The sequence below is a fragment of the Affinundibacterium danionis genome (assembly GCF_042432465.1).
GTDB lineage: Bacteria > Pseudomonadota > Gammaproteobacteria > Burkholderiales > Burkholderiaceae_D > Undibacterium > Undibacterium danionis.
In genome coordinates this window covers 163241-178225 of sequence record NZ_JBHLXJ010000008.1, presented here as the reverse complement: position 1 = coordinate 178225, position 14985 = coordinate 163241, and the positions used below count along the sequence as shown (strand labels likewise).

Sequence of the window (14985 nt, the reverse complement as noted above, 5' to 3'; positions counted from 1 at the left end):
GCAAATTGCAATGACTAACGGTAGGCTATTCCAAAAATGGCATCGCCAATTGTTGTGGCGCATCCATTTGTAAAAAGAAATAAGCGCGACCTGCATTTCCTGTCATCAAACTCGCGTTGTGTATGCGTTGTGAGCCATCCTCGCCCATCCAACTGGGGTAATGTAATTGGGTATTGCGACTTGCCCACAATTGATCTGCTGTTGTTCGCGCTTGTTGCAGATAACTTGCATCGCCAGTGAGACGATATAGACGCAAATACAGTTGCGCGTTGCCGGTCAGGCCATGACATAGACTTGTTCCGGTATGGCTCAATTTCGTCACCGTTTTTGCAGCCTCGATCGCCATTTGCAGATCGGCAGGATCGCCACTGACTTCATACAATTTAGTGAAAAACAAACCTATCCCTGGTGCGCCATGACACCATTGATTTTGCAATGTGCTGAGTTGGTCTGGGTCACGTCGATACCAATTAATTAGCTCGTTGTTTTTCAGAGCAATTGAGCGCAGCCACTGCGCTATTTCTTTGGCAGACTGGCTGTAACGACTACTCATTTGACGTATTGCCGAATCTGAACTCGATTGCAATTGCTGACTCAAGGCGAGTAAAAAATAGCCTGCGCCAGCAGAACCGTGAGCAAAGCCGGGATAAGTTACGCGCTTACCACCGCCGATGTCCGTTTCAAAATGCAAACCGTTTGAGGTTTTTACGGCCTTACTTAAGCTCTGATCGGCAATATCCCTAGCGACCAATAACCAACGCTGCTCCTGTGTAACCGAGTACAGCTTCAAGAAAAATAATCCGCTGCTGATATGCCCACTGATCATGTCACCCGGCCCAGATAATTGGGTCTGATCGTGTTGAATTTTTTCTGCAATACGAATTGCGAGCGTGCGCCATTCTACGGAATGCAAAGTATCTGCAAGAGTCAGGTACACGTAGGCAACCCCTGCTTGACCAGAGAACAAAGAGGGACCAATTTGCTCAATATTTTGATTCTTCAACCAATTAGCGCCGTTCTCTATCGAACGACGAAGTATAGGATCTGAGTTGCGTTGATATAGCAAGCAAAGAAACTGCAAAATGCCAGCCTGTCCTTGGTAAGCATCCGTCAAGGTCGTCAATTTACCTTCATTATCGAACAGCCAAGAACCATCGGGCTGCTGACGCGCCAAGATCCCTGCTGCGATTGCCATTGAACGTTCAAGATCGGTATTGGCTGGCGCACCCGGGAGAATTGGGCCCAGCGGATTGTCCACGCTCCCAGTCGGATTAGTGGAAGTTGGATTGGAGGCTGGACTTGAGTTACTACTCGCTCCACCAGAGCCGCCACAGGCAACCAGATTGATGCTTAACAAAATACTGATGATGCTTAGACGGAAAGAGTAAATCGAAGAATGCATGCGCATGTCCTTATTCGCAAAAAACATGAATATATAAAATAAAACTAAATATATCAAATTAGATTTTTAATTTATAACAAATAGTATCCCAATACACCTCTTTACTAGAAAGAATCATGTACTTTTTAGTGTCAAATACGGGTTCAAATACCAGATCAAATACAGCGCAAAAAGACAGTCTTATCGTCCCATTGAAATCATCAAATCCAGCACCCATCTCAAACCTATCTCAAGCTCACAATAACCCCGACGCTCATCAGGCACCCAACATCAATGACCCCATCCATGAAAATTCAAATCCTGCACCATCAAGAACTCAGTGCCAGCTTGAAAACCGCTATTCTTGAACTGTGTTGCGATGCCTACGAAGAGGACTTCACACCGTATCTTGCGGAGCTGGGCAATGCTATGCATGTATTAGGATTTGAAGATGACGAGCTACGCGCGCATGCTGCGTGGGTCGAGCGCGAATTACGTCTAGGCAAAGATAGAGTCGCGATGAAATGTGCTTATATTGAGGCGGTGGCGGTGCCGATCGAACATCAAAGCCGTGGCTTAGGCAGTCAAATTATGCAAGCGCTTCCAGCGCATTTGTCCGACTTCGAGATTGCCGCGCTGTCACCTTCTGAACCTGATTTTTATGCTCGTTCTGGCTGGGAAATGTGGCAAGGAAAGCTAGCTTACTTAAAAGGTAGAAAACGGATTGCAACACCGGACGAAAAGGTCATGATTTACCGCTTACCGCACGCGCCAACTACACTCTCCTTGTACCAAGATTTGGAAACCGATTGGCGTCCTTGTGATGTGTGGTAACTGGCAAAAGATATCGTGCTCGCGATTGGAAAAGCCAGAGCTAAATCCATTTTGCATGAATTGCCGTAATAGCCACTGCATTCGCCAGCTACAATCACTAGCGTTTTAACTCCATCCTGCCCTTCCGTTTTGGATAAAGCAGGACGAAAGAGACCGGCCTAGTTCAGCTTAAATCGCCTTACCATCATACAAATCGCTAGGCACCGCCAAAGGATCAATTCCTTCCAAACAGCGGATGTTAATGGCAAATACCGCGTTACCTGAAGGATCTTTACCTTCACCGAAGGTCTCGACGCCACATACTGGACAAAATTGATGTTGAATCACTTTTTTATTAAATGTGTAGGTGGTGATTTTTTCACGTGGCGTGAGCAACTTCACTTGGTCAGCACCAACGAACCAGAGCAAAGTTCCTTTGCGTTGGCAGATCGAACAATTGCAAGCCGTGGCGTGTTTTAATTCACCTTCGACGTCAAATTGAATATTGCCGCAGTGGCAGCTTCCATGATATTGCATACTCGGTTCTCCTTTTGGTTTAAGCTGTCGTGATTAAGTACATGCAAAGCGCAAAATTAGTTTGCCAGCAATTGCCTCCATTGACTAGTCATGTTTTCACAACCAGCTCTCTGTACACTTTATTCATCTTCAAAAGAGCCAACATGCAGCTAAATTAGTAGCACTTAGTTTTACATCTCAAAAACTCACTTGCCCTGATAATATTTGCTTATCTTATTGCCTCGCTCACCCTATGCAGACTTCCGACGACGACATCTCACACACAATTGAGCAACTTTACCGACGCTCTTCACGTCACATATTTGCGACCTTAGTGCGGCTGCTGGGCGATTTTGATTTAGCAGAAGAAGCGCTGCACGAGGCATTTAGAACAGCAATAGAAAAATGGCCGACACAAGGCATACCCACCAATCCACAAGCTTGGCTGGTATCAGCGGGACGCTTCAAGGCCATTGATGGCATACGTCGTAATCAGCGTTTTAGCGCGTGGGATGATAACGCGCAATTCGCGGAAAACGTCGCCGACGAGACGCCTAACTGGGATGCATTGCAAGAACAAATAGCGCTGGAAGACGATAGATTGCGTTTGGTGTTCACCTGCTGTCACCCTAGCCTCGCATTCGATGCCCAAGTCGCGCTGACGCTACGTGAAGTATGCGGTTTGACGACGGAAGAGATTGCCAGTGCGTTTTTAATACCTGCGCCGACTTTGGCGCAACGCATCGTGCGTGCCAAAAGCAAAATTCGCGATGCACGAATTCCCTATCATGTGCCAGACGCAGCGCAATTACCAGAACGAATCAATAGCGTATTACGCGTGATCTATCTAGTGTTCAACGAAGGCTACTCCGCATCTAATGGCGATTTGTTGACCCGCAGTGAATTATCGAACGAAGCGATTCGCTTGGCGCGTTTGCTGCGTGAATTATTGCCTGATCAAGCGGAAATTATGGGCCTATTAGCCTTGATGTTGTTGCATGAATCACGCCGCGCCGCGCGGGTAAAAACTGCTAGGGACTTGCATGCTGGCGCGCAGCATAGTGAGTTAAGTAGCGCACAACATGAATTAATCCCACTAGACGAGCAAGACCGTAGTTTATGGAATGCCGAGCAAATCGCCGAGGGATGTGCGCTCGCGGAACAAGCTCTGCGCACCAGACAATTCGGCGTTTACAGCCTACAAGCCGCGATCTCCGCCGTGCACGCAGAAGCAGAGTCGAGTGCCGCGACTGATTGGACGCAGATCGTCGGTCTGTATGACGCCCTATTTCGACTTGAACCTACGGCGATTGTGGCACTCAATCACCCCGTCGCCATTGCCATGCGCGAGGGCCCGACTGTGGGCTTGCACTTGGTAACTGCGCTTTTACAAGAAGAATCACTGCAAAAGTATCATTTAGCGCACGCAGCCCAAGCTGACATGTACCGCCGTTTAGCGCGTTATCAAGAGGCGCGACTTGCTTACGAGCAAGCCTTAGCCTTATGCAAACAAGGTGCAGAGCAACGATTTTTACAAAAGCGAATTGCAGAAATGCTTGAGCTAATGGGCAAATTTTAATGTAGGTTTAATACTGTTCCTGATAGCAGTTACTCATCCATCAGCAATTTCCGCTGACTATCACACTCATCATGAAAAATATTTTTAAACCGATGTCGATTTCGGTTTAGGCTGTTCGACTAGTAGTAGATTGGGAACAAAATGGCTGACATCTTACGCGCTGCAAAGTAAGCTTTTCAAAGCATAAGCATTGCCTCAATCGCATTAAACTCACTTAAATCAATCATTAGGAGACATTTACATGGCAACTGGTACTGTTCAACTTCATCGCGTACTTAAAGCAAACCCAGACAAGGTTTATCGTGCATTTTTAGACAAGGCAGCCATGGCAAAGTGGATTCCACCCTATGGTTTTACTTGCACAGTCCACCATATGGATACCAAAGTCGGCGGTACTTTCCGCATGTCATTCGAAAACTTCTCGACAGGTCACTCCCATGCCTTTGGTGGCGAATATCTAGAGCTAATTCCCGGTCAACTGCTACGCTATACCGACAAATTTGAAGATCCCAATCTACCGGGAGAGTTACTAGTCACCGTGTCGCTCAAAGCCGTCGCTTGTGGTACAGAACTAAACGTAATGCAAAGTGGCATTCCAGAAGTCATTCCGGTAGAGATGTGCTATCTGGGATGGCAAGAGTCTTTGGAACAATTAGCAAAACTCGTTGAACCAGAAATCGCTGGTTAATCTTAGTAAACGCCATAACCTACTTGTGGAGAACAATGATGTCTTATGTAGATGGATTCGCCTGTGCAGTACCCACTGCCAATAAAGAACAATACCTGAGCTACGCCAAATTAGCGGCGAGTGTATTCAAAGAACATGGTGCTGAGCAAGTCATTGAATGTTGGGGTGACGATGTACCCGACGGTAAAGTGACTTCGTTCCCGCTCGCGGTACAGCGTAAAGCAGACGAGACTATCGTATTCTCGTGGATACGCTGGCCATCGCGCGCCATCCGTGATCAAGCCTGGGAAAAAGCGATGCAAGACCCACGCTTATCACCTGAAGAGAATCCTATGCCATTTGATGGTAAGCGCCTCATTTATGGCGGCTTTGAAATGCTATTAGAAGTTTGATCAAACCAAAGTAAATTGAGTTAGATTGAACTAGCTTGCCTAGCTTCGCTACCAATTAATTAGTTTTAAAAAATTAATCGCCTTAAGGAAACACTATGTCAAAAATGATTTTTGTAAATTTGCCAGTCACCGACCTCGCAAGTTCAATTCACTTTTACACCGCCATAGGCGGCAGCAAAAACCCACAATTTTCAGACGAGACTGCGGCTTGTATGGTGCTCTCTGACACTATCCATGTGATGCTACTGACGCACACCAAATACAGTTCTTTTACCAGCAGACCAATTGCCGATGCGCGCAGTACCAGTGCCACGCTACTCGCCTTGACCGTCGATAGTCGAGATGATGTCAATGCCACGGTCAATCGCGCAGTAACGGCAGGCGGACTGGCAGACCCGAATCCCCCACAAGACTACGGTTTTATGTTTAGCCGTTCGGTACAAGATCCTGATGGAAATGTCTGGGAATTTTTTTGGATGGACCCAGCCGCGATGGCGGGAAGCTAAACTTCCAAGCCCACTAGCATCTTAGCACCCAATGCAAAAAGGAATGCCGACATGAAATATCTCTGCCTCGTCTATCTTTCAGAAGAAAACTGGAGCGCCTGCCCCGACACGAGCTGTTTTGCTTTTGCTGAACAATTAGCTCAAAGCGGTCACATGCTGGCCGCCGAACCACTGTACCCGATTCAAACCGCCACCACGGTACGCGTAAGGAATGGCCAAATGTCGATGACAGACGGACCTTTCGCCGAGACCAAGGAGCAATTGGCGGGATTTTATTTAATTGACGCCAAGGACTTGAATGAGGCGATCAGTTTGGCTGCGAAAATCCCACCTGCTAAATTCGGTAGTATCGAAGTACGGCCAGTACGGGAATTGGATTTGGGTATTACACAGAATTAAGAAGACTCAGATTAATCAAGTTAAACGATAACTAAATCACTTCACTCTGGCTTGCAGACGTCACATACGACGTTATGCAAGCCAAGCTATTTTCAGCTTCCATTTCCTTCATCCTGCCATCGCCGTAGGAAAATTTCTGCATAAGTGCCAGATTACGCATAAAATCCTTCACCTCCTCACTTTCAGCAATGGGCTGATTTTTTTCGAGCCTACATAGTCTTTTAGAAAAACATGACGCAAGAACTTTCCCAACAAATCGATTTCATTCTAGAACTAGACAAGCTCAAAGCGGTTTATCGTAAAGCACTGATCAAGGCGGATAATAATCGTTATGAGAACAGCGCTGAGCATAGCTGGCATATCTCATTAACAGCGCACGTGTTGGCACCATATGCCGATGAAACCGTAGATATTTCGCGTGTAACTTTAATGTTGCTGATTCACGATATTGTGGAAATTGATGCCGGTGATACTTTCGCGTTTGATCATCACACGATATTAGGTCAACAAGCCGATAAAGAGATCGCAGCGGCAGAACGTATCTTTGGCTTATTACCAGCCTCACAACGCCAGAAAATAATCGCGCTCTGGCATGAATTTGAACAAGCCGAAACACCCGACGCACAATTTGCCAAAGCCATGGATCGCATACTGCCGTTAATACAAAACATGCAAAATGAAGGCGGTAGTTGGGCGCAAAACAAGGTCTACAAACATCAAGTGATCAACCGTAATCAATACCTCGAAACCTCGGCCCCCAAACTGTGGGACTATGTGTTGACGCAAATCGATATTGCAACCGACAAGGGTTGGTTACAAATAGAATAAAAACTATCTACGCTGATTTTAAATTCGGTAAGGCGCTATCTTTTGTTATAGCGCCCACCGCATCAATACTAATGCTAATATCAACAACATCAGCAACGTCAACAACATCAACCTCAATTCCCAAAAATACTTTTGAGTAAATCTGTTGCTTTAGATTTTTTCTCTTCCTTCTGTGGCTTAGACTTCCCGCCCATATCGCCCATACCGCCAAGCATGGAGCCGTAGATAGACTTAACTCTCACCTTCGTTTGCCATTCTGGTTCCCAAGCGATTTTGGGATCTTCTGGTCGCGGCGGGTAAGCAAAATACGCATCTGAACCGTAAGCAATCATGCGCAACATACCTGCACCGTTTTCTCCAAAGATACCCTTAGGAACCACGCATTGCGTCGCGTTGGCCGGCAAAATCACCTGTTCTTTAATCCATTTATCGATGTCTTGATTCGATTGATAATCCATTAAACCAAATCCAAAGTCAGGCAACTCACTCGACGTCCAGACTATCATTTCACCGTTGTCGCCACTGGTAGCTTGACCACCCATCACCGATAAAAAATAGCCTCTAGCATGCGGGATACTTTTCCATTGCAAGGCAACGGCGCCCTCTTTTTTGGTTTGCTGCAATTCGATCGCAGGCATCAAATCTTGTGGCGCACCTAAATTCACTTTAAAACTGTCTGGTATACCGCTACCGACAAATTGATGCTGCCCAATTAAAGAGGCCGTATCGGGTACTTTACGATCATCAATTTTATTCGGCCATGCAGGATTACCCGGCTGCCAGCGCGCGCCTTTGGTGGTTTTGCCACGCATCACAAAGAACTTGGCGTAATCTTCCATTGAAGCAGTAGCGACATCCAAAGTACGTGGCTGTCCAGCTCTTACCGTTTCACCACAACCCCAATAGATAGAAATTTTACCTTTAGGCTTTTCATAGGTAGGCTCGATTGGTGTTTCATCGACAGGTACCGCAGTCGTTTTTTCTGGGACGGGGGCATTCAGTTGCAAGCTCTCGCCCAGATTCATCACGCTAGGAATCATTTGCTTGGCATCGACCAAACTGGGATTTTTCGTCGTGTAAACCGATACATCAACATATTTTCCGCTGGCAAATCCCATGCTATGCGTATTTCCGAACACATTACCACGGTCACTGGTACCACCTACTGCGCCCTTGGCCATACCGCTTAGTGCGCCAAAAAATCCTCCGCCGGATTCGCCTCCTTTCATAGCACCCGCCATCAAATTCCCACCGGGAATATCACTGGCGCTGGTTGCAGCATCAATGAAAGCCAATGCTATCGGCGGCTTTACTATCTGTGCTGCCTCTTTTACTGGCGCGTTATTTTTTGCGGCTGGCGTAGCTTTGGCCTTGATTTGCGCCTGCGCGCTCAAGCTAAAATTAAGTAAGCCCGCTGCGCCGAGTACCAAGCATGACGCCACACTGAGTTTGACGGTGAACGGCTGCAACAATCTGATTTTATTCATCTTAAGCTCCTTAAAAACAAAGGCAAATCAACAATGAAAATATCGAGTAAAAACCGGCGAATGCCATAAGCCAATCAATCATAGCTCAAAAATTAAGCAATTTACTTAGGCGTATTTCAATTAAAGATAATTTCTAGGCAGTCAGACCGCATTTCATTGACTTAAGACAAAGACGTGTGCCGCTCGTGTCGCTACCATCTTGCGCATGAAAACAATCGATCTCGTAGCGCCCGCTGGCAGCTTAGTTGCGCTCAAAGCCGCCATCGACAAAGGCGCAGATGCCGTTTATTTAGGCTTACGCAATGCCACCAATGCGCGTAATTTTGGTGGCCTCAATTTTACCGATGGCGACATCCGACTTGGTGTCGAATACGCCCATCAGCGCGGCAAACAAGTGCTGTTCGCCATTAACACCTACCCGCAAGCACAAATGGCGCACGAATGGCGTGCTGCGATTGATACCGCGGTCTTACTTGGCGCCGACGCCATTATTTTGGCCGATCCTGGTTTGATGGCGTATGCACGTCATCGCTATCCCGACGTACGTTTGCATTTATCGGTACAAAGTTCATCCACCACCGTCGATGCGATTGAATTAATGCGCGAACAATTTGGGATACGCCGTGCGGTGTTACCACGCGTATTAACGCTCACAGAAATCGAAAAAATCATACGTCAGACTGAGGTTGAAATTGAAGTATTCGGCTTTGGCAGTTTGTGCGTAATGGCCGAAGGACGTTGCCTGTTATCGAGTTATGTCACTGGCGATTCACCGAATAATAAAGGCGTCTGCTCGCCTGGTCATGCGGTCAGTTGGGAAGAGAAAGATAAGGTCTTATCTGCACGCTTGAGTGGTACTTTGATAGATCGTTATGCGCCGAATGAAGCAGCTGGTTATCCGACTTTGTGCAAGGGTCGCTTTGAGGTCGAAGGTCAAGTGGATTATGCCTTGGAAGAGCCGACGAGTTTGAATGCCATAGGTTTACTGCCACAACTCCTCAAAATGGGCGTGAAAGCAATCAAGGTCGAAGGTCGTCAACGCAGTCCGAATTATGTATCACAAGTAGTCGGCACCCTGCGTGCAGCTTTAGATTCTGCCGAGCGTGATCCTGAACGCTATACCGCACGACCAGATTGGAACGCGACCTTGGCGAAGCATGCTGAGGGAGCGCAGGTGACGCAAGGGGCGTTCGAACGTCCCTGGAAGTAAGAGCAGTTTATAAATCCAATCTCAGGGCGCATTACTGCGTTGCCAATGCTCGCAATACCGACGTATTGCTGCGCTTGGCGCCTTGTACTGCATCCCTGACATTGAATTTCTAAACTACTCTTGGTTATCCTGTAGGCGAAAACTTTAGCTTTAGTACTCGGAATTTGTGCTTTTAGCCCCTTCCCCTTCAAGGGGAAGGTTGGGAAGGGGATGGGTTTTAGTCGTGCGATAGAAACTGCTGATTGCGTCACTAAAATCCATCCCCTACCCGGCCTTCCCCTTGAAGGGGAAGGGGAAGATCGCGACATTGAATTTAATTGAGTTTAATTTCAATTAGCACTGATGTGTTTTATCTACATTGTAGAAAAGTAGCCGATTTAATTTCACGCACTACGCTTTGTTTGGTCATTTAAAACTAAAAACCTATGAAACTCTCCCTCGCACCACTATCTTATTACTGGTCTAAAGAAGCCACGATGCGGTTTTATGTGGAGGCGATGCACTGGCCTGTGGATATTATTTATCTGGGCGAAGTGGTGTGTTCACGACGGCATGTCATGCGCTTACCAGATTGGATTAGTTTGGCGAAAGCATGTCGTGATGCGGGTAAGCAAGTTGTTCTCTCAACCTTGACCTTAATAGATAACGAAGCCGATCGACGTGCCATGCATAAATTAATCGATGCTGCAGCGGCAGAAGATTTATTGATCGAGGCAAATGACTTTAGCGCGGTGCGCGCGATGCAAGGACGGCCATTTGTCGCTGGTCCGCATTTAAATGTGTACCACACTGGCACTTTACAATGGCTGCGTGAATTAGGTGCGATGCGCTTTACGCCACCGATAGAACTTAGTGGTGCTGATTTGGCGGCTTTACAGGCGCAACGACCAGAAGGTTTAGAAACCGAGGTACAAGTTTGGGGACGCATGGCGTTGGCCTATTCTTCACGCTGCTTCACTGCGCGTCATCATCGCCTACGTAAAGATAATTGCGAGTTTCGCTGCGAACAGTATCCCGATGGTCTGGCATTACAGACCCGCGAACACAGCGACTTTCTGACCATTAACGGCATACAAACCCAAAGTGCGAATTGCCTCGATCTCAGCCCACAGATTCCTACGCTGAAGAAATTACAGGTGGATATTTTGCGCTTACAAGTGCAATCCAAACATATGGAACAAATCGTTCATGCCTTCGACACCGCGCGCCGACGGGAACAAGCAGCGGTGATTGAGCCAACATTCTTGCCACCACAAGCCGAGCGCTGCAATGGTTATTGGAATGGCAGCTCTGGCATGCAATGGCAAACCATACCGATTCAAGCAATTTAATTTCGAGTTTATGATGAACCTCACTGAATTTCGCTTTCCCACGGTCTTTGAAAAAATCGGCCAACATCTGCCCTCTCCGATCGCAAGTGCGCCTTTGATGTTGATGCTAGAACTAGCACGCCAACGGAGCTGGCTGATCGCGCCAGAAAATCTCTACGACAGAACCTTTCAAATTCAAGTCGAAGACCTGGGCTTACGTCTATGTTTCCGTTGCGACCAAGGCCGTTTTAAAGCGATTCCACTGCAAACAACCGACGTTAGTCTGAGCGCCTGTGCAATGGATTTTTTAAAGCTGGCAACGGCTTTGGAAGATGCAGATACGCTGTTCTTCCGTCGCCGCTTAAAAATCGAAGGCGATACGGAACTAGGCATCGCAGTGAAATACTGGATTGATGCCAGTGAACGTCCGGCATGGCTGAATCGCCTTGCGGAGAAAATCAACGCACAAACGGTGTGAGTCTGACACCAACCGTAGGGTGCGCCATGCGCACCATATTCATAAACATAGATCGATGCGTAAATGTGGTGCGCACGGCGCACCCTACGAGGCAACATCTAAAAAACATTTGACAAATTTTTAACTTAGAAGCACTCTTCATGCTTTTTAAGCAATTAATACATGCCCAACTATCGACGCGCATACACTCCTGGTGCGAGCTATTTTTTCACCGTCGTCAGCCACGCTCGTAAGCCCATTTTTTTGCAAGACCAAGTCCGTCAAGCATTACGCGCAGCAATTATATCAACGCGAATCCATTATCCCTTCGCTATAGATGCATGGGTATTATTACCCGATCATATGCATTGCATCTGGACTTTGCCAAACAATGACCATCAATTTTCTAACCGATGGGGCATGATCAAAAGACAGGTTTCTCAAGCATGGGTTTGCGATGGTTCACTTCTACATTTATCCAATTCCCGCAACAAACGCAGAGAAAGCGGCTTATGGCAAAGAAGGTTCTGGGAACATCAAATACGTGATGAAGATGATTTCCAACACCATATTGACTATATCCATTGGAATCCTGTTAAACACCAATACGTGAGCAAAGTAATCGACTGGCCTTATTCTAGCTTTCATCGATATGTAAAAACTGGACTATTACCACCCAATTGGGGCGCGTCTTTTGAAGATCCAGGAAAATGTAATTTTGGTGAATAAGGTAGTCCCTATCGTCATCCTATTCATAAACATCGGCCGATGCACAAATGCGGTGCGCACAGCGCACCCTACGAGCAATATCTTTGGATTTTAATAGTTTCCTCCAAAACTTCTCCGTTTTCGATTTTCCTTGCTCTTTGTCAATACACAATTGAGCGATTGAGCTTAAGCTGACATAACTTAATTTGCCATGCTCATTGCCATGAAACGCCTTACCCTAGCCCCTCACCGCCTGTATTTTTTCCTTGGCGCGATCGCCGTATTGATTTTATTTTCATGGTGGTGGTTACATGTGCAAAGCGGTCGAACGCTTGCCGTACCTTTGCATGCTTTGTTAATGCCGCTTGGCGTCTTCCCATTATTCATTTTGGGTTTTACTTTCACGGCTGGGCCAAAGTGGTTGGCAGTAGATGAACCGCCGCATAATTTCTTGCTGCATGGTGGTACTTATTTCGGTGGTTTGGTATTGGTCTTAATTGCATCCACCTTAGAACTCCCTCCTTTGCGTATGTCGGGCTTTGCCTTGATGTTGGCCGCTTGGTGTGCGGTGACTTTACGTTGGGCGCGTCTGGTTATTCATAGCCAAGTAAAAGATAAACGCCATCCGCAGGCATTATTGTTGGCAATGGGTGGCGGCGTGTTGGCGATATTCTTAGCCTTGTTGTGGAGCACTGGCTTAAGTGATGCTTGGATTGCAGCGCGTCAGTTAGCTTTTTTTGCCTTCCTGCTACCGGTATTTCTGACCGTCTGTCATCGTATGCTGCCCTTCTTTAGTAGCAATGTGATCAAGCCTTACACCATGTGGCGCCCATACTGGTTATTGGGCTCTTGGATCGCTGCTTGTTGGGGCTTGGCAATTGCTGGTATTTTAGGCGCGCACGTGGTCGAAGCTATGATCGCGACTTTGCTCAGCTTTAGTTTTGCCAATACCTCATGGCGCTGGGGTTTATTCCGCAGCTTACAAAATCGTTTGTTGGCGATGTTGCATTTATCCTTTGCTTGGCTTGCGATTGTGTTCGCATTACAGGCGGCAAGCGCGTTTGGTGCGCAAATAGGTTCGGCCATGGTACATGCCTTGGCGTTGGGTTTTATGGGCACTATGTTAGTTGGCTTCGTGAGCCGCGTAAGCTTTGGGCATAGTGGCCGTCCGCTGCAAGTGAATAATTTATTGTGGACCATCTATCTTTCTTTGCACGCAGCAGCCTTGTTGAGGGTTGCTGCTAGCGTGACATCGATTCCCCAGATGATGACTATTTCAGCGAGCGTTTGGTTACTTTTATTATTGACTTGGGTAGGTTTGATGGTGCCTATCTATTTAAATCCTCGCGCTGACGGTCAAGCTGGTTAATTGAGTCCCATCTCCGGTGTCTATCGATGCCGGAATCATGTTATGTTTATGCCCATCTCCACTTGGGTATTTCATTGAACATGCAAGCATTCTCAGACTCAGAAATAAAAGCGATCCGTGCCGAATTTCCGGCACTTCAAATTCCCGGCCAAACTATCTTTTTGGATAATGCTGGTGGTTCTCAAGTTTTAAAGCTGGTCGCAGATCGTATTCACGATTATCTGTTAACGACCAGCGTGCAATTAGGCGCGAGTTATCGCACCTCTACAAAAGCCAGTGAGCGAGTTCTCGACGCCCGAAAAGCCATCGCAGAATTGATCAATGCCAATGATGATCGTGAAGTGGTCATGGGTGGCTCCAGCACGGGTCTCATTTTTCTCTTAACACAAGCGATCTTGCCTAGCATAAGTGCCGGTGATGAAATTATCGTCACCAACACCGATCACGAAGCGAACATTGGTGCTTGGAAACGCCTACAACAAGCTGGCGCACTCATCAAAATCTGGCGAGTAAATCCCGCTACTTTGCAATTGGATCTCAACGATTTAGACCAATTGCTCAGCCCCAAAACCAAATGGCTAGCAATCACTTATGCGTCAAATGTACTCGGTACAATTAATCCCATTCCTGAGATCTCTCGTCGTGTGCACGCAGTTGGCGGTCGAGTTTGCGTCGATGCAGTGGCCTATGCGCCACATCGTTTGGTCGATGTACAAGCGAGCGGCGCTGACATGTTGGTCTTCAGCTTTTATAAAGTATTTGGTCCTCACTATGCGGTGTTATGGGGCAAATACGAACTCTTGCGCAGCCTGTCCAATTTAAATCATTTCTTTATCGAAGAAGACAATCTGCCTTACAAGCTACAACCAGGCAATGTGAATTTCGAATTATCTTATGGCTGCCAAGGAATTGCCGACTATTTAGTGGCGATGGGTGAGCGCATGGGTGGAAGCGGGAATCGACGTCAACTCATGCAATATACGTTTGATAAATTTGAAGCCCACGAAAATTATCTAGCACAAAGACTATTAGATTTCTTAAATGCGCAATCCACCGTGCGCATCATAGGCATGTGCCAAGTCCACCAAGGCAATACTAGTCGCGTACCGACGATTAGTTTTATCGTCGAGAATATGCAATCGGAAGCGATCGTCAAACATATTGACCAATTTAATATTGGGATACGTTTTGGAGATTTTTATGCTCGTCATTTAATCGAGACTTTAGGTTTGGAAAAACAAGGCGGTGTCGTGCGCGTCTCGATTGCGCATTACAATACGGTGGAAGAAATTGACGCGCTTATTGGTCAACTCAAGCACATTATTCAATAACAAAATCGAAA

Annotated in this window: 16 protein-coding genes; 13 read left to right on the top strand and 3 right to left on the bottom strand. The window is 46.8% G+C overall.

All coding sequences use genetic code 11. The features are described from left to right. Positions 1-25: 25 nt before the first annotated feature. Entirely contained in the window at positions 26-1402 is a 1377-nt protein-coding gene (locus tag ACFFJH_RS08215) for a lanthionine synthetase LanC family protein (protein WP_390211569.1), read from the bottom strand. 285 nt (positions 1403-1687) lie between these two features. On the opposite strand from ACFFJH_RS08215, the gene ACFFJH_RS08210 reads away from it, so the two are divergent. Then, entirely contained in the window at positions 1688-2215 is a 528-nt protein-coding gene (locus tag ACFFJH_RS08210; protein WP_390211568.1) for a GNAT family N-acetyltransferase, read from the top strand. A gap of 168 nt (positions 2216-2383) precedes the next feature. Here the strand turns inward: ACFFJH_RS08210 and ACFFJH_RS08205 are convergent, their stop codons facing one another. Beyond that, on the bottom strand, positions 2384-2731 hold the full coding sequence (locus ACFFJH_RS08205) for a GFA family protein (protein WP_390211566.1): 348 nt from the start codon (positions 2729-2731) through the stop codon (positions 2384-2386). Positions 2732-2963: 232 nt separating this feature from the next. Between ACFFJH_RS08205 and ACFFJH_RS08200 the strand changes: the two genes are divergently transcribed. From ACFFJH_RS08200 to ACFFJH_RS08175, 6 genes are all read left to right on the top strand, one after another. Continuing rightward, entirely contained in the window at positions 2964-4289 is a 1326-nt protein-coding gene (locus ACFFJH_RS08200; RefSeq protein ID WP_390211565.1) for an RNA polymerase sigma factor, read from the top strand. 241 nt (positions 4290-4530) lie between these two features. Beyond that, on the top strand, positions 4531-4977 hold the full coding sequence (locus ACFFJH_RS08195) for an SRPBCC family protein (RefSeq protein WP_390211564.1): 447 nt from the start codon (positions 4531-4533) through the stop codon (positions 4975-4977). A 38-nt stretch (positions 4978-5015) separates the two neighbouring features. Beyond that, positions 5016-5369 (top strand): DUF1428 domain-containing protein, encoded by a 354-nt coding sequence (locus ACFFJH_RS08190; RefSeq protein ID WP_390211587.1) that lies wholly within the window; start codon positions 5016-5018, stop codon positions 5367-5369. A 95-nt stretch (positions 5370-5464) separates the two neighbouring features. After that, positions 5465-5875 carry a VOC family protein gene (locus tag ACFFJH_RS08185; protein WP_390211563.1) on the top strand — a complete coding sequence of 137 codons (411 nt, stop codon included), beginning with the start codon at positions 5465-5467 and terminating at the stop codon, positions 5873-5875. A gap of 51 nt (positions 5876-5926) precedes the next feature. Next, positions 5927-6274 carry a YciI family protein gene (locus ACFFJH_RS08180; RefSeq protein ID WP_390211561.1) on the top strand — a complete coding sequence of 116 codons (348 nt, stop codon included), beginning with the start codon at positions 5927-5929 and terminating at the stop codon, positions 6272-6274. Positions 6275-6505: 231 nt separating this feature from the next. Then, positions 6506-7102 (top strand): HD domain-containing protein, encoded by a 597-nt coding sequence (locus tag ACFFJH_RS08175; protein WP_390211560.1) that lies wholly within the window; start codon positions 6506-6508, stop codon positions 7100-7102. Between the two features lie 113 nt (positions 7103-7215). On the opposite strand, the gene ACFFJH_RS08170 is transcribed toward ACFFJH_RS08175, so the two are convergent. Beyond that, positions 7216-8589, bottom strand: coding sequence for a hypothetical protein (locus ACFFJH_RS08170; protein ID WP_390211559.1), 1374 nt, complete (start codon positions 8587-8589; stop codon positions 7216-7218). 205 nt (positions 8590-8794) lie between these two features. On the opposite strand from ACFFJH_RS08170, the gene ubiU reads away from it, so the two are divergent. From ubiU to ACFFJH_RS08140, 6 genes are all read left to right on the top strand, one after another. Continuing rightward, entirely contained in the window at positions 8795-9799 is a 1005-nt protein-coding gene (ubiU, locus tag ACFFJH_RS08165; protein ID WP_390211558.1) for a ubiquinone anaerobic biosynthesis protein UbiU, read from the top strand. Between the two features lie 425 nt (positions 9800-10224). Beyond that, positions 10225-11130 carry a ubiquinone anaerobic biosynthesis protein UbiV gene (gene ubiV / locus ACFFJH_RS08160; protein WP_390211557.1) on the top strand — a complete coding sequence of 302 codons (906 nt, stop codon included), beginning with the start codon at positions 10225-10227 and terminating at the stop codon, positions 11128-11130. A 10-nt stretch (positions 11131-11140) separates the two neighbouring features. Continuing rightward, positions 11141-11587: a ubiquinone anaerobic biosynthesis accessory factor UbiT gene (ubiT, locus tag ACFFJH_RS08155; protein WP_390211556.1), complete on the top strand. Its 447-nt coding sequence runs from the start codon at positions 11141-11143 to the stop codon at positions 11585-11587. A gap of 162 nt (positions 11588-11749) precedes the next feature. After that, positions 11750-12295: an REP-associated tyrosine transposase gene (locus ACFFJH_RS08150; protein WP_390211554.1), complete on the top strand. Its 546-nt coding sequence runs from the start codon at positions 11750-11752 to the stop codon at positions 12293-12295. Positions 12296-12497: 202 nt separating this feature from the next. After that, positions 12498-13643, top strand: a complete 1146-nt coding sequence (locus ACFFJH_RS08145; protein ID WP_390211552.1) for an NnrS family protein — start codon at positions 12498-12500, stop codon at positions 13641-13643. A gap of 80 nt (positions 13644-13723) precedes the next feature. Further along, entirely contained in the window at positions 13724-14974 is a 1251-nt protein-coding gene (locus tag ACFFJH_RS08140; protein WP_390211551.1) for a cysteine desulfurase-like protein, read from the top strand. Positions 14975-14985: the final 11 nt, after the last annotated feature.

Excerpts from the sequence above, each read along its gene's own strand:
- ACFFJH_RS08215 (WP_390211569.1), bottom strand. The coding sequence starts at position 1,402 with ATGCATTCTTCGATTTACTCTTTCCGTCTAAGCATCATCAGTATTTTG.
- ACFFJH_RS08210 (WP_390211568.1), top strand. The coding sequence starts at position 1,688 with ATGAAAATTCAAATCCTGCACCATCAAGAACTCAGTGCCAGCTTGAAA.
- ACFFJH_RS08205 (WP_390211566.1), bottom strand. The coding sequence starts at position 2,731 with ATGCAATATCATGGAAGCTGCCACTGCGGCAATATTCAATTTGACGTC.
- ACFFJH_RS08200 (WP_390211565.1), top strand. The coding sequence starts at position 2,964 with ATGCAGACTTCCGACGACGACATCTCACACACAATTGAGCAACTTTAC.
- ACFFJH_RS08195 (WP_390211564.1), top strand. The coding sequence starts at position 4,531 with ATGGCAACTGGTACTGTTCAACTTCATCGCGTACTTAAAGCAAACCCA.
- ACFFJH_RS08190 (WP_390211587.1), top strand. The coding sequence starts at position 5,016 with ATGTCTTATGTAGATGGATTCGCCTGTGCAGTACCCACTGCCAATAAA.
- ACFFJH_RS08185 (WP_390211563.1), top strand. The coding sequence starts at position 5,465 with ATGTCAAAAATGATTTTTGTAAATTTGCCAGTCACCGACCTCGCAAGT.
- ACFFJH_RS08180 (WP_390211561.1), top strand. The coding sequence starts at position 5,927 with ATGAAATATCTCTGCCTCGTCTATCTTTCAGAAGAAAACTGGAGCGCC.
- ACFFJH_RS08175 (WP_390211560.1), top strand. The coding sequence starts at position 6,506 with ATGACGCAAGAACTTTCCCAACAAATCGATTTCATTCTAGAACTAGAC.
- ACFFJH_RS08170 (WP_390211559.1), bottom strand. The coding sequence starts at position 8,589 with ATGAATAAAATCAGATTGTTGCAGCCGTTCACCGTCAAACTCAGTGTG.
- ubiU (WP_390211558.1), top strand. The coding sequence starts at position 8,795 with ATGAAAACAATCGATCTCGTAGCGCCCGCTGGCAGCTTAGTTGCGCTC.
- ubiV (WP_390211557.1), top strand. The coding sequence starts at position 10,225 with ATGAAACTCTCCCTCGCACCACTATCTTATTACTGGTCTAAAGAAGCC.
- ubiT (WP_390211556.1), top strand. The coding sequence starts at position 11,141 with ATGATGAACCTCACTGAATTTCGCTTTCCCACGGTCTTTGAAAAAATC.
- ACFFJH_RS08150 (WP_390211554.1), top strand. The coding sequence starts at position 11,750 with ATGCCCAACTATCGACGCGCATACACTCCTGGTGCGAGCTATTTTTTC.
- ACFFJH_RS08145 (WP_390211552.1), top strand. The coding sequence starts at position 12,498 with ATGAAACGCCTTACCCTAGCCCCTCACCGCCTGTATTTTTTCCTTGGC.
- ACFFJH_RS08140 (WP_390211551.1), top strand. The coding sequence starts at position 13,724 with ATGCAAGCATTCTCAGACTCAGAAATAAAAGCGATCCGTGCCGAATTT.